Genomic DNA, 13,998 nt, shown 5'->3' on the forward strand with positions numbered 1-13,998 from the left:
AGGCGCATCCGCTGTACTGCTCAGTCTTTACCCCGTCGCTGGCCTACCGCGTGCCGAGGTTCCGATACCCTCTGCTAGCACCTGATGGGCAACGAGCGCAGCTCACGCCCCCCGCATACGCCGCCCGGCCCCGATCCAGCCCCAGCGCCCACGCCATGCCCGCCGCTCCGAAGCCCAAGAAGAAACGCGCCAGCTCCGCCGTGCAAACGCCGCTGGAGACCTACCTGCGCGAGATCAACGAGACCGCGCTGCTGACCGCCGCGGACGAACGCGAGCTGGCCACCAAGATCGGCGAGGGCGACATCCACGCCCGCGACCGCATGGTGCGGGCCAACCTCCGCCTGGTGGTGAACATCGCCCGCGGCTACGCCGGCAAGGGGCTGGGGCTGCAGGACCTGATCGAGGAAGGGAACCTGGGGCTGCTGCGCGCCGTTGAGGGGTTCGACCCGGCCATGGGGACCCGCTTCAGCACCTACGCCAGCTACTGGATCAAGCAGTCGATCAAGCGTGCCCTGATCAACACCGGCAAGACCATCCGCATCCCGGCCTACATGGTCGAGCTGCTGAGCAAGTGGCGGCGGGCCACCGCGCGGCTGACCGAAGAGCTGGACCGCAGCCCCACCCCGGAAGAGATCGCCCGCGTGCTGGGCCTGCCCAAGAAGAAGCTGCCGATCATCAAGAAGGCGATCAAGATCTACAACGCCACGCCGCAGACCGACCAGGCCGACTCCGGCTGGACGCTGGGCGACATGGTGATGGACGAGGGCCAGCTCAGCCCCGACGAGGCGATGCTCGAGAGCGACAGCATGACCCACGCGCTGGCGATGCTGGACGACATGGACGAACGCGAGGCGACCATCCTCCGCCTCCGCTTCGGCCTGACCGGCGGCGAGCCCAAGACGCTCAAAGAGATCGGCCTAGAGCTGGGCCTGACCCGCGAACGCGTGCGGCAGATCGAGACCGAAGCGCTCGGCAAGATGGCGATCAGCCTGGAAGACCCCGCGGCCGCGGAGCGGATGCGGATGCGGTAAAGGCCGACCATCTAAAACCCTCAAACCGCTTCGACGTACGCCGTTAAACGCGGTAGAATGGGAACCATGGACCCTTCAACCGTCATCCACGATCATCCGGAAGTTCGGTCCTACGACGATCGTTTGTCCGAAGACTGGGATTGGGCCATGAGCGAGGGGGACCGTTTTTTTTCGGAGAAGAGCCAAGCCTTTCTGGCGTTACGAAAGCTTGTCAAGCGGCTTGATGAGGTGGGCGTCGATTATTCGGTGGTCGGCGGCCTGGCCCTCTTCGCGCACGGCTACCAGCGCTTCACGGATGATGTCGATCTCGTAGTCACCAAGGAAAGCTTGGCGGCGATCCATACGGCTCTTGATGGCCTCGGCTACATCAAGCCGTTCGATGCGAGCAAGCACCTGCGCGATACGGAATTGGGCGTTCGGATCGAGTTCTTGACAACCGGCGGCTTCCCCGGCGACGGCAAAGAAAAACCGGTCGCGTTCCCCGACCCAATCGACGTATCGATCGATCGCCAGGGCATCAAGTTCATCAACCTCCCGACGCTCGTCGACCTCAAGCTCGCCTCAGGTATGAGCAACGTCAGCCGGATGAAAGATTTGGCCGATATCCTCGAGCTCATCAAGGCCGCGAAGCTGCCGCGCGACCTCGCTGCGCAGCTCAACCCCTACGTGCGCGACGAGTACGACCGCCTCTGGCAGGCGAGCCAGATCAAGTCGCCCAACGATCACGATTGATGCTCGCCACGCACCTAAGCCTGCTGGCCAGCGCGTCGAGCGACCCGATCACCCTCGTGCGGCTGTCCATCGCGCTGGCGCCGGTGGCCCTGGTGATCGGCATCTTCTGGCGGTGGTCGATCGGCCCGTGGTTCGCCGTGTATTCGATTGCCCGGATGCTCACCCAGCTGCTGCTGGTGGGCTACGTGCTGACGTTCGTCTTCCAGGCCCAGCAGCCCTGGACCGTGCTGGCGGTGCTCACCGTGATGGTGCTGGCCGCCTCCAGCATCGCGCTGCGCACCGTGGCCGACGGCTCGTGGGCCAGGTTCTGGCACGCCGCGGGCTCGATCGCGCTGGGCTCGTTGGTGGGGCTCGCGTTCGCCACCCAGGGGGTGCTGAGCGTAGAGCCGTGGTTCGCGCCGCGCGAGGTCGTGGCCCTGGCCGGCATGGCCATCTCCAACGCCATGAACGCCGTGAGCCTGGCCGCCGAACGCCTGGCCGCCGAAACGGCCGCCGGCAAGCCCTACCCCCAGGCCCGCAGCACCGCGTACCGCACCTCGATGATCCCGGGGATCAACGCCCTGCTGGCGGTCGGCATCGTGTCGTTCCCCGGCGCCATGACGGGGCAGATCCTCGAGGGCGCCGACCCGCTGGCGGCCGCCCGCTTCCAGATCATGGTGATGTGCATGGTGTTCACCTCCAACGGCATCGCGGCCGCCTGCTACCTGGCGCTGAGCCGCGACGGACGGTTGCCCACCAATCGCACGGATAAAAACGGATGAGGGTTGAGGCGGGAAACCGCTTTCGCTGAGACGCCCAAAAACGCGGGCTTTCAGACCCTGCTCTCTCTGCTTTTTTCCGATTCCTATCGGCTTCTTTCGGGCAATTCGTGGGCAACCATTCTCGCCCTTCTCGCCCCCCGCTCAAGCCGAGCTTGACCCATGACGATACGTATGTACAGTAACCATCGGAGGCAACCATGGCTGATAGCAACGCTGGCGCCGCGCCCGAGCGCGAAGAACTGATGCGCCGGCTGCGCGGGCGCGTGCAGCAGATGGAGTCGGCCAGCCGCCCGGCGGGCGCGGCCATCTCTACCGGCGCGGCGGGCCTCGACCGCCTGCTCGCGGGCCCCGGCGCCCCAGCGGGCATGGCCCCGGGCACGCTGATCGATTGGGTCGCTTCCCCGCGTTCCAACCCAACGCCAACAGCCGACGGGCTCCGCCCCGTCGCCGCGCGTCGGTGGACTCACCACCCCGACACGCGCCGACGGGGCGGAGCCCGTCGGCTAGCTGCGACTGGGGGCGGCGGCGCCTGCCTCCCCGCGTTGTGGTGTGCTTGGCGGGGTTGTGGGCGCGGCGGAGAGCTGGTGGTGATCGACCCCCGCGGCGCGTTCTACCCCCCCGCCGCCGCGGCGTGGGGGGTCGACCTGCGTCGGCTGCTGCTGGTCCGCCCGTCGGGCCCCAGAGACTTGTTCTGGTCGCTGCTGGCGGCGCTCCGCTCCCCCGCGGTCGGCGCGGTGTGGGCCGAGTGCGACCGGATCCCCACACACACGTTCCGCGCGCTCTGTCTGGCCGCGGAAGAAGGAGGGACCCTCGGCATGCTCGTGCGCCCGGCCAGCGCGCTCGACGCCCCCACCTGGGCAGACGCGCAGCTACGCGTCTCGCACGCGCCTAGTAGCAGCGCGAGCATTGCGCCCAATAGCTGCCGACCTACGGTCGGCGCGGACCACGCACATCACTCCGTGCGGGCGCACCAAGCAGAGCGCCCGCGCCAAGCGGATCGCACCGACCTTAGGTCGGCAGCTATTGCGGGCGTGCGGGAGGGGCTCGATCGCTGCCTGACGCTCACCCTCACGCGTCGCCGCGGGGGAGCCGCCGGGGGCGCGGTGACCCTCTCGTTCGACCCCGACGCCGGCGCGCTGCGCGAATACCCCACGAGCCAACCCCCAAGCCAGCACCCCGCATGCCCCCTCGCACCCTCTGCGTAGCGCTGCCCCGCTGGCCGATCCAGCGGCTCACCCACGCGCGGCCCGAGCTGCGCGGCCGGGCGGCAGCGCTGATTGCGCCGGGGCGGCGGGGCGAGACGGTGATGGCCTGCTCTGCCGAGGCCTCCCGCGCGGGGGTCGCCCCCGGCATGCCGGCGGCCGAGGCCCAAACGTTGGTCGCAGGGCGCCGGTTGCTCACGGCGCCGCACGACCCAGTGGCCGACCGCCACGCCCTCGAGAAGCTCGCCGCGGAGTGCCTGCGGTTCTGCCCGCTGGTCGGCCTCGAAGACGCCCCCGAGCCGGGCTGCCTGCTGATGGACCTGGCCGGGCTCGAAGCGATCTACCCCGACCCCGCCACGCTCGCGGCCCGCGTGGCGGACCATTTTGCTCGCCTGGGGCTGGCGGTGCGGCTGGCCACGGCAGACACCGTCGGCCGGGCGTGGGCGCTGGCCCACTTCTCGGCGCCCCTGCCCACCGCGGCGCTGAGTCTCCCTGCCGCGGCGCTGAGTCTTCCTGCCGCGGCGCTGAGTCTCCCTGCCGCGGCGCTGAGGCTCGACGCCGACACGCTCGACCGGCTTGCGCAGCTCGGCGTCCACTCGGTCGACCAGCTTCTGGCGCTGCCGCGGGCGGGCCTCGCGGCGCGGTTCCCGCCGCTGCTCACACGGCGCCTCGCGCAGTTCTTGGGCGAGGTGGACGAACGCATCACGGCCTGCACCGCCGAGACGCCCCTCGTCGCCCAGTGGGAGTTCGAGGCCCCCGTCGAGAACGCCGACACGACCGCCGCGGTCGCCGGCATCTTGATCGACCGCCTCGCCGCGGCGCTCGCCCAGCAGCAACGCGGCGCGCTACGGATCGAGGCGACGTTCGTCGGCGCCGACCGCTCCGAGCGCCTCCTCGAGCTGCGGCTGTTCGAGCCCACCGCGCGGGCGCAACAGCTCAAGGAGTTGATGACGCTGCGGATGGAGACGCTCACGCTCGACGCCCCGCTGCAAGCGGTGCGGCTCGCGGTGAGCGAGTCGGCGCCCATCGCGCCGCGGCAGGGGACGCTGTTCGACCAGGACCAACGGAACCGGCCGCACGAGCTCGCCCTGCTGGCGGCCCGGCTCACCGGGCGTCTGGGGGAGACACAGGTGCTGCGGGCCCACAAACGCGCGAGCCACCTCCCGGAACGCGCCTTCGCACTCACACCCGCCGCGCAGCAGGCGTCCCGTGCGTACACGCTCGGCGGCGACCACGCCGCCGAGCTGCGTCGGCGGCCGCTCACGCTGCACAACCCGCCGCAACGCGTTGAGCTGCTGGCGGCCGAGCCGGACGGCGCCCCCACGCGGCTGGGGCTCGGCGGGGAACAAGTAGACGTACGCCTCGCGGTCGGCCCCGAACGGATCGAAACCGGCTGGCATCGCGGCGCCACCGTGCGGCGCGACTACTACCGGCTCGAAACACACGGGGGCGCCCTGTGGGTATTCCGAGACCTACGCAGCGGCGCGTGGTGGCTGCACGGGGAGTACTGAGGCGCAAGCACAGCGGAACGCGCAAGCGAAACTAGCCGACGGGCTCCGCCCCGTCGGGGTTGCTCGATAGATGCGTTCTTCTCAGCCCCTCCGACGGGGCGGAGCCCGTCGGCTATTGCGATTTGCACTTTGAGCTTTGCATCTTTGGTTCTGACTTTTGTGCCGTATGCCGTACGCCGAGCTCCACTGCAAGACGAACTTCTCCTTCCTCGAGGGGGCGTCGCACGCCTCGGAGCTGGCCGCGCGTGCCGCGGAGCTGGGCTACGCGGCGCTGGCGGTGACCGACCGCAACAGCCTGGCGGGGATCGTCCGCGCCCACGGCGCGGCCAAGGACCTGGGGCTCAAGCTGCTGGTAGGCGCCGAGGTGACCCCCCGCGACGCGCCGCCGGTGGTGCTGTGGGCCACCGACCGCGCCGCCTACGGCCGGCTCTGCCGGCTGCTGACCATCGGCCGCCGGCGGGCGCCCAAGGGGGAGTGCGAGCTGCGGTTCGCGGACATCGCCGAGTATTCGGAAGGCCTACTCGCAGGAGTAATCCCCCTCCCCCTTCAGGGGGAGGGGCTAGGGGAGGGGGCGCCCCGCAGCAAACGCCCGCCCCAGAACCAACCGTCACCTCCGCCACACCCCCTCCCCATGGGGGAGGGAGCACTCGCGCGTTACCGCGAGTTGTTCGGCGACCGCGCCTACCTGCTGGCGGAGCTGCTGCGCGACGGCGACGACCGCGGCAAGCTGGCCTCGCTTCAAGCACTGGCGCGGCGCACCGGGCTGCCGCTGCTGGCCGCGGGAGACGTGCATTACCACGCGCCCGAGCGCCACGTCGTGCACGACGTGCTGACCGCCATCCGCACCGGCGCCACCGTGGCTGGCGTCGACGGCGGACCGAGTTTTGCGAATGCTCAGCGGCACCTGCGACCCGTTGAAGAAATCGCGGCGCTGTTCGCCCCGGCGCCCGACGCGGTCGCACGCACGGTCGAAGTCGCCGATCGCTGCCATTTCTCACTCGACGAGCTGCGGTTCGAGTACCCCACCGAGCTGGCGCCCGACGGGCTCACGCCGATCGAGTTCCTCACCAAGCTCACCTGGCAGGGCGCCGCGCAGCGTTACCCAGACGGGGTCCCGCCGAAAGTCCGCCAGCAGATCGAGCACGAGCTGACCCTGATCCGCGAGCTGCGCTACGAGGCGTACTTCCTCACCGTGTGGGACCTGGTGCGCTACGCCCGCAGCCGCAACATCCTCTGCCAGGGCCGCGGCTCGGCCGCCAACTCGGCGGTCTGTTACGCGCTGGGCGTGACGTCGGTCGACCCCGCGACCAGCGACCTGTTGTTCGAACGCTTCGTCAGCAAGGAGCGGGGCGAGGCGCCCGACATCGACGTCGATTTTGAGCACGAACGCCGCGAGGAGGTGCTGCAGTACCTCTACCAAAAGTACGGGCGCGACCGCGCGGGGCTGGCCGCCACGGTCATTACCTACTGCGCACGGTCGGTGGTGCGCGACGTCGGCAAGGCGCTGGGCCTGTCGCCCGACCGGGTCGACGCGCTCGCCAAGCAGCTCGAGGGCTACCGCGAAGAGCCCAAGCTGGCGCAGCGCTGCGCCGAAGTCGGCATCGACCCCGGGTCGCCGCTCGGCAAGCGGCTGATCTATGTGGTCACGGAGATGATCGGCTTTCCCCGGCACCTGTCACAGCACGTCGGCGGGATGATCATCACGCAGGGGCCGCTGTGCGAGCTGGCGCCCATCGAGAACGCCGCGATGGAAGACCGCACCGTCATCCCGTGGGACAAGGACGACCTGGACGAACTGGGGATCCTCAAGGTGGACTGCCTGTGCCTGGGGATGCTGACCGCGATCCACAAGTGCTTTGACCTGATCGAGCAGCACGAGGCCCGGCCGCTGACGCTGGCCAGCGTGCCGCAAGAAGACCCGGCCGTGTACGACATGATCTGCCGGGCCGACACGCTGGGGGTGTTCCAGATCGAGAGCCGCGCGCAGATGACGATGCTGCCTCGGCTCAAACCCCGCACGTTCTACGACCTAGTGATCGAGGTAGCGATCGTCCGCCCGGGGCCGATCCAGGGGCAGATGGTGCACCCCTACCTGCGGCGCCGGCAGAAGCTCGAGGACGTGGTTTACCCCAACGACGCCATCCGCCAGGTGCTGCACAAGACGCTCGGCGTGCCGATCTTCCAAGAGCAGGCGATGAAGCTGGCCGTAGTGGCGGCCGGCTTCACGCCGGGCGAGGCGGACCAGCTCCGCCGCGCGATGGCCGCCTGGCGCCGGCCCGGCGTGATCGACGCGTTCCGCAAGAAGCTGCTCGATGGAATGCTTGCGACTGGCTTGAGCGAAGAGTTCGCCCTGCGCGTCTACCAACAGATCCGCGGCTTCGGCGAGTACGGCTTCCCCGAGTCGCACGCGGCCAGCTTTGCGCTCTTGGTGTACGTGTCGGCGTGGCTCAAGCACTACTACCCGGCCGCGTTCTGCGCGGCGATGGTCAACAGCCAGCCGCTGGGCTTTTACGCGCCGGCGCAACTGGTGCGCGACGCACGCGAGCACGGCGTTGAGGTGCTGGGGGTGGACGTGAATCGGAGTGCGTGGGATTGCACGCTGGAGGGGGGGCGAGGGGTGAGGGGCGAGCGAACCGTACTCCCTCCCCGGCAGGGGGAGGGTTGGGGAGGGGGCGGAGCGGGCACACGTGGTGCATCGGAAGCGGACTTTGTACCCGGGGCGCCCCCTCCCCTAGCCCCTCCCCCTGAAGGGGGAGGGGGACTACGCGCGGCCTGCGGCCGCACTTGGATGCTCCGTCTGGGCCTACGCATGATCTCGGGGCTGCGTGAGGACGACGCCGAAGCAATTGTGCTCGCCCGCGGCGCCGGGCCCTTCACTTCCATCGACGACTTCAGCCGCCGCACCGGGTTGGGGCAGGCCGTGATCGCGCGGCTCGCCGGGGCCGATGCGTTTGGCTCGCTCGAGGTCAACCGCCGCGAGGCGCTCTGGCAGGCGCTGGCCGAGGAGCGCGGCGCCGCGCCGCAGCCGCTGTTCGACGCGCTGCCCGCCGAGGACGAGGCGCTCCCCGAGCTGCTGCCGGTGATGGGCGCCGACGAGGAGGTGGCGGCCGACTACCGCGCCACGGCCCTGTCGCTGCGGGCCCACCCGGTGTCATTCCACCGCGACGCGCTCACGGGGCTCGGCGTCACCACCGCGGCGGGGCTCAAGGCGCTGCCGAACGGCCTGCGTGTGGCGGTCGCCGGGCTGGTGTTGATGCGCCAACGCCCCGCGACCGCCAAGGGGATCACTTTCGTCACGCTGGAAGACGAGACGGGGGTGATGAACCTGGTGCTCCACCCACGCACGTGGGAGCGCTACTACCGCACGGCGCGGCGCGCCGGCGCCTGGATCGTGCACGGCGAACTGCAATCGGCCGAGGGGATCATCCACGTCGTGGTCCAGAAGCTCACCCCGCTGGCCGATGGGCTGGCGAGTTGTGAGACGAAGTCGCGTGACTTCCGCTAGGCCGACGAATGGGACACGGATGGTCGCGGATCAAAAGGATCAACACGGATGAAAAAACATTCACGATCTGCCGGCAATCCGTTTCATCCGCGACCATCCGCGTCCCATTCTTGACACTCGAATCTCAGGCACGCTAGCGTGCGGGCTTCCATCTCTTGTCCCGGTGACCAGCAATGCTCAACGACCAGCTCCTCGAACAAGCCGTCCGCGCCCTCGACCATTTTGAGATCGAGACCCCCAGTTGGGGCTACGCCGACACCGGCACCCGGTTCGGGAAGTTCTTTCAGGAGGCCGCGGCGATCGACACGGCGGACAAGCTGGCCGACGCGGGGCATGTGCATCGGCTCACCGGGTGCTGCCCGAGCGTCGCGGTGCACGTGCTGTGGGACTTCAGCGACGCCTCGCCCCCGGCGGCGGTCGCCGAGGCGGCCGAGCAGCACGGCGTGCGCGTCGGCTCGATCAACCCCAACCTGTTCCAGGACCAGCAGTACAAGCTGGGGTCTTTTGGGTCGCCCGACCCAGAGGCGCGCGAGGCCGCCCTGGAGCACTGTGTCGATTCGGTCCGCATCGGCCAGCAGGTCGGCAGCAACCTCGTGTCGCTGTGGTTCGCGGACGGCACCAACTACCCCGGGCAGGACAGCATCCGCGCCCGCAAGCAGCGGTTCGAGAAGCTGCTGACCGAGTGCCACGGCGCGCTCTCTGAGGACCAGATGCTGCTGGTGGAGTACAAGCCGTTCGAGCCGGCGTTCTACCACACCGACGTAGCCGACTGGGGGATGGCCTACCTGCTGGCGAAGAAGGCGGGGAGCCGTGCGCGGGTGCTGGTCGACACCGGGCATCACTACTTGGCGCAGAACATCGAGCAGATCGTTGCGTGGCTGCTGGACGAGCGGATGCTGGGGGGCTTCCACTTCAACGACCGCCGCTACGCAGACGACGACCTCACGCTCGGCTCGATCGACCCCTACCAGGTGTTCCGCATCTTCAACGAGATCCACGCGTACGCCCACGACCACGGGGGCCCATCTGCCGAGAACGCATACCCAGAGATCGCCTACATGGTCGACCAGTCGCACAACCTCAAGCCAAAAATCGAAGCGATGATCCAGACCGTCACGATGGCGCAGGAACTGTACGCCAAGGCGGCGTTGGTGGACCGCGACCGGCTGGCCGGGCATCAGGCCGCGGGACGCATCGTGGACGCCGAAGAAGAGCTGCGGCGGGCGTTCCGCACGGATGTAACGCCGGCGCTCGAGGCGTGGCGCAAGGGCCGAGGCCTCGCGGCGTGCCCGCTGGCGGCGCACCGCGAGAGCGGTTATGCGGAGCAGGCGGCCAAAGACCGCACCCGGCGGCGAAAGGAATTGGGGATCACACAAGGGGCGAGCTACGCTTGAGCTAGCTTGCCACGCGTGGCGGGCACATGACGCGGCGGGCCTGGGCAACTATCCTGAGGCAAAGCCGCACAACCTGCCCAACCCCTACACTCGCTCACATGCCGTCACTCCCGGCCCTCTTGATGGTCGGCGCGTCGCTGCTGGCGTTGCCGCTAGCGGCCGCCGCGCTGCCGCCGCTTGAATACGTCGCCAACTGCGCCGACCCCGAGGCGGCCTGCCGCGCCCTGGCCGGCGAGCGGGTGAAGGTCGCCGAGATCGGCCGCACCGCCCAGGGGCAGCCCGTGCTGGCGCTCACGGTCGGCGGGCCGCAGGCCGACAGCCGCCCCGGCGTGCTGGTGGTGGCCCCGCAGGGAGACCTGCTTTACCAGAGCGAGCTGGCGCTGCGGCTGGTCAAACGCCTCGACGGCGTGGTCGCCCAAGACGACTCGGTCACGTTCTACGTGATCCCCTACCCCTCGCCGGACGCCACGCAGAGCCGCCTCGGCAAGCTCGACGCGCAGCGCTCGACCAACACCCGTCCGACCGACGACGACCGCGACGGCGCCGTGGACGAAGACCCCTCGGAAGACCTGAACGCCGACGGCGCCATCACCCAGATGCGCGTCGCCGACCCCGCCGGCGAGTACCTGCCCCTCCCCGCCGAGCCCCGGCTGATGGTCAAGGCCGACCCGGCCCGCGGCGAGCGTGGCGCCTACCGGCTGCTGAGCGAAGGGATCGACAACGACCACGACGAGCTGTGGAACGAAGACCCCGCCGGCGGGGTCGACCTGAACCGCAACTTTACGTTCGAGTACCCCTACTTCACGGCCGGCGCCGGCCCGAACCAGGTGAGCGAGCCGGAGAGCCGCGCGGTGGCCGACTTCGCCTTTGACCACCCCAACATCTTCTTGGTGGTAACGCTGGGGCCGCAGGACAACCTCACGAGCCCCTGGAAAGCGGGGTCGGGCAACGAGCGGATCAAGCGGACGCCCCCCAAGCCGGACGCCGACGCCTACGAGGCGCTCTCTAAGAAGTTCTTGGAAGGCTTCGACAAGAAGCACGCGCCGAGCTCGGCCAAGCTGGACGGCTCGTTCACCGGTTGGGCGTACTACCACTACGGACGTTGGACGTTGGCGACGCCGGGGTGGTGGATCGATTGCTTGAAAGCATCCAAGGACGATCAGGCCTCGAAGGGGCCGGAAGGAGAGGACAAGAGCAACGGCGACAGCGACGCCGACCCCAATCCCGATCCCGACAAAGAAGACGACAAGGGCGCCGACAAAGGGCCCGACGCCGAGGAAAAGCCCGACGCCAAGGAAAAGACCGGCGCCGAGGAAAAGACCGGAGAGAACACGGACAAGAAGCCACAGTCCTCCGCAACCGGCTCCAAGAAAGAACCGGAAGACAAGCGGCTAGAGCCCGAGCGCTTCGAGCTTAAGTGGCTCGACGAGCACGACGCCGAGGCGTTCGCCGCCTGGACCAAGGTGGACCACCCCGATTTCCCCGGCAAGGCAGTCGAGGTGGGGGGGGTAAAGCCCTACGCGGTCGCCCCGGAGTTCGACTCGCTCGACGCGCTGGCGGACGCCCACGCCAAGTTTCTTGGCGAAGTGCTCGCCATGCGGCCGCGGCTCAAGCTGGTCGACACGCGGGTCGAAGAACTGGGCGCCGGCGTCTGCCGTATCACGACCAAGGTGCTGAACGACGGGCTGCTGCCGACCGTTTCGCAGATGGGGGAGACCTCCGGCAAGCTGCAGCGGCTGCAGGTCGAGCTGACCGGGCCCGAAGGGACGCAGGTGCTGGCCGGTCCGCTGCGGCAGCGTGTGGCGCGGCTCGGCGCGGGCGCCTCGGCCGAACACACCTGGCTGGTGCGGATCTCCGACGGCGACGCGGCGCGCTTCCACCTGAAGTGCGGCGAGCCCTCGGTCGGGTTTGTCGAGCAGGACTGCGACGCCGCAACGGAGAAGTAGCGAGCACCACCAACGCGAGCGCCCCGTCTCAGCAACCGGGCGTCCGAAGTTCGAAACGGCGAAAAACGTCCGGTTGCTGACGCTGCCGGCCCCACAACGCAAACCGTAGTCGCAACCAGCGACCGCATGACGCCATGATCCTGCAGCTCCGCAACGCGTTCCACCTCGCCGCGCTGGCGTTCTTTCCGCTCGCCTGCGGCGCGGCCCCCTACCAACCGCTGGGGGCGCCGGTCGACCCGCAAGTCTCTGCTCAGTGGAACTTCTACCGCAGCTACGACGAGGCCACCGGGCTGCTCAAGCAGCTTGCCGCGGCGCACCCGGAGGTCTGCCGGCTGCAGAGCGTTGGCAAGTCGCACCAGGGGCGCGAGCTGTGGGTGCTGACGATCACCGACCAGGCGGGCGCGCCAGAGACGGAGGCCGAGCGGCCCGCGTTCTGGATCGACGGCGGCATCCACGCCAACGAGGTCCAGGCGGTCGACGTGGTGCTGTACACCGCTTGGTTTCTGTGCGAGTCGCGCGGCCGCAACGCGATGGTCGACCGCCTGCTCAGCGAGCGGGTCTTCTACCTGATGCCGATGATGAGCCCCGACTCGCGCGCCGCCCACATGGAGAACCCCAACACCACCCACTCCCCCCGCAGCGGGCAGGCGCCGATCGACAACGACCGCGACGGGCTGGTGAACGAAGACCCGGCCGACGACCTCGACGGCGACGGCCACATCACGCAGATGCGTGTGGCCGACCCCAACGGCCGCTGGAAGCCCGACCCGGACTTCCCCCAGTTGATGGTCCGCGCCAAGCCGGACGAGGCGGGCTCGTACCGGATGCTCGACGCAGAAGGGATCGACAACGACGGCGACGGGCTGGTCAACGAAGACGGCGACGGGCACTACGACCCCAACCGCGACTGGGCCTGGCAGTGGCAGCCCGATTACGTGCAACGCGGCGCCCACCGCTACCCGTTCAGCCTGCCGGAGAACCGCGCCGTCGCCGACTTCATCGCGGCCCACCCCCACATCGGCGGCGCCCAGAGCTACCACAACACGGGCGGCATGATCCTCCGCGGGCCGGGGTCGAAGAGCGACCGCTGGCCCGGCGAAGACATCGCCGTGTACGACCGGCTCGCCGAGAAGGGGACGCAGATGCTCCCCGGGTACCGCTACATCAACACCGCCGAAGAGCTGTACGAGGTATGGGGGGGCGAGACCGATTGGCTGTACGGCATGCAGGGGATCTTCGCCTTCACCAACGAGCTGAACACCCCGTTCAACATGTTCCGCGAGAAGCCGGCCGCGGGGAACTGGTTCGGCAGCCCCACGGACCAGCACCGCTTCGACAAGCTGCTGCTCCTGGGCGACGGCTTCGTGCCCTGGCACGAGGTCGATCACCCCCAGTACGGCAAGATCGAGGTCGGCGGCCAGAAGAAGACCTGGGGCCGGCAGCCGCCGTCGTTCCTGCTGGAAGAAGAGTGCCACCGCAACATGGCCTTCACCCTGTTCCACGCAGACGAGATGGCCCTGGTGCAGGTCGACGCGCTGAGCGTCGAGCCCCTGCCCGGGGGGCTGCTTGCCGGGGGTCTGCGGCAGGTGACCGCCACGATCGTCAACAACAAGCTCACCCCGACCCGCTCGCGGCACGACCTGGCGAACAAGATCACCCCCGACGACCGCGCTGAGTTGCGTGGCCAAGGGTTGACCGTGATCACCGCGATGACCAGTGATTCCCCCTACTTCGAAGACGCCGCGTCCGTCCGCCGCGACCCAGCCAACGTACGCATCGATCGCGTCGGCTCGCGCCAACCGGTTTATGTCCGCTGGCTGGTCGAGGGCGAAGGAGAAATCACCGTCACCGTGCGTTCGACCAAAGGTGGCGTCGCGACCGCGGAGAGCGATGGGGCGACGGATGCAAGCTAACCG

General features: G+C 69.1%; 9 protein-coding genes. All 9 read left to right on the plus strand.

Annotation, left to right across the window (positions count from 1 at the left end; all coding sequences use genetic code 11):
* Window positions 1-155: 155 nt before the first annotated feature.
* The 9 genes from Pla175_RS24165 (at window position 156) to Pla175_RS24205 (ending at window position 13,995) form a co-directional block, all read left to right on the plus strand.
* On the plus strand, window positions 156-1,031 hold the full coding sequence (locus Pla175_RS24165; protein ID WP_145291624.1) for a sigma-70 family RNA polymerase sigma factor: 876 nt from the start codon (window positions 156-158) through the stop codon (window positions 1,029-1,031).
* Window positions 1,032-1,097: 66 nt separating this feature from the next.
* Window positions 1,098-1,763, plus strand: a complete 666-nt coding sequence (locus tag Pla175_RS24170; RefSeq protein WP_145291627.1) for a nucleotidyltransferase — start codon at window positions 1,098-1,100, stop codon at window positions 1,761-1,763.
* Window positions 1,763-2,524, plus strand: coding sequence for an ABC transporter permease (locus Pla175_RS24175; protein WP_145291630.1), 762 nt, complete (start codon window positions 1,763-1,765; stop codon window positions 2,522-2,524). Before Pla175_RS24170 ends, Pla175_RS24175 begins: the two co-directional genes overlap by 1 nt.
* 197 nt (window positions 2,525-2,721) lie before the next feature.
* Window positions 2,722-3,729, plus strand: a complete 1,008-nt coding sequence (locus Pla175_RS24180) for an ImuA family protein (RefSeq protein ID WP_145291632.1) — start codon at window positions 2,722-2,724, stop codon at window positions 3,727-3,729.
* Entirely contained in the window at window positions 3,705-5,237 is a 1,533-nt protein-coding gene (locus tag Pla175_RS24185) for a Y-family DNA polymerase (RefSeq protein ID WP_145291634.1), read from the plus strand. The genes Pla175_RS24180 and Pla175_RS24185 overlap by 25 nt, the downstream gene beginning before the upstream one ends.
* A 166-nt stretch (window positions 5,238-5,403) precedes the next feature.
* Window positions 5,404-8,742 carry an error-prone DNA polymerase gene (locus Pla175_RS24190; RefSeq protein ID WP_145291636.1) on the plus strand — a complete coding sequence of 1,113 codons (3,339 nt, stop codon included), beginning with the start codon at window positions 5,404-5,406 and terminating at the stop codon, window positions 8,740-8,742.
* A gap of 173 nt (window positions 8,743-8,915) precedes the next feature.
* Window positions 8,916-10,136 (plus strand): TIM barrel protein, encoded by a 1,221-nt coding sequence (locus Pla175_RS24195; protein WP_145291638.1) that lies wholly within the window; start codon window positions 8,916-8,918, stop codon window positions 10,134-10,136.
* A gap of 98 nt (window positions 10,137-10,234) precedes the next feature.
* A complete protein-coding gene (locus tag Pla175_RS24200) occupies window positions 10,235-12,082 on the plus strand; it encodes a M14 family zinc carboxypeptidase (RefSeq protein ID WP_197527122.1) in 1,848 nt (615 codons plus the stop codon).
* Window positions 12,083-12,216: 134 nt separating this feature from the next.
* Window positions 12,217-13,995, plus strand: coding sequence for a M14 family metallopeptidase (locus Pla175_RS24205; RefSeq protein WP_145291642.1), 1,779 nt, complete (start codon window positions 12,217-12,219; stop codon window positions 13,993-13,995).
* The last annotated feature ends 3 nt before the right edge of the window (window positions 13,996-13,998 follow it).

It is taken from the genome of Pirellulimonas nuda (assembly GCF_007750855.1).
Lineage (GTDB): Bacteria > Planctomycetota > Planctomycetia > Pirellulales > Lacipirellulaceae > Pirellulimonas > Pirellulimonas nuda.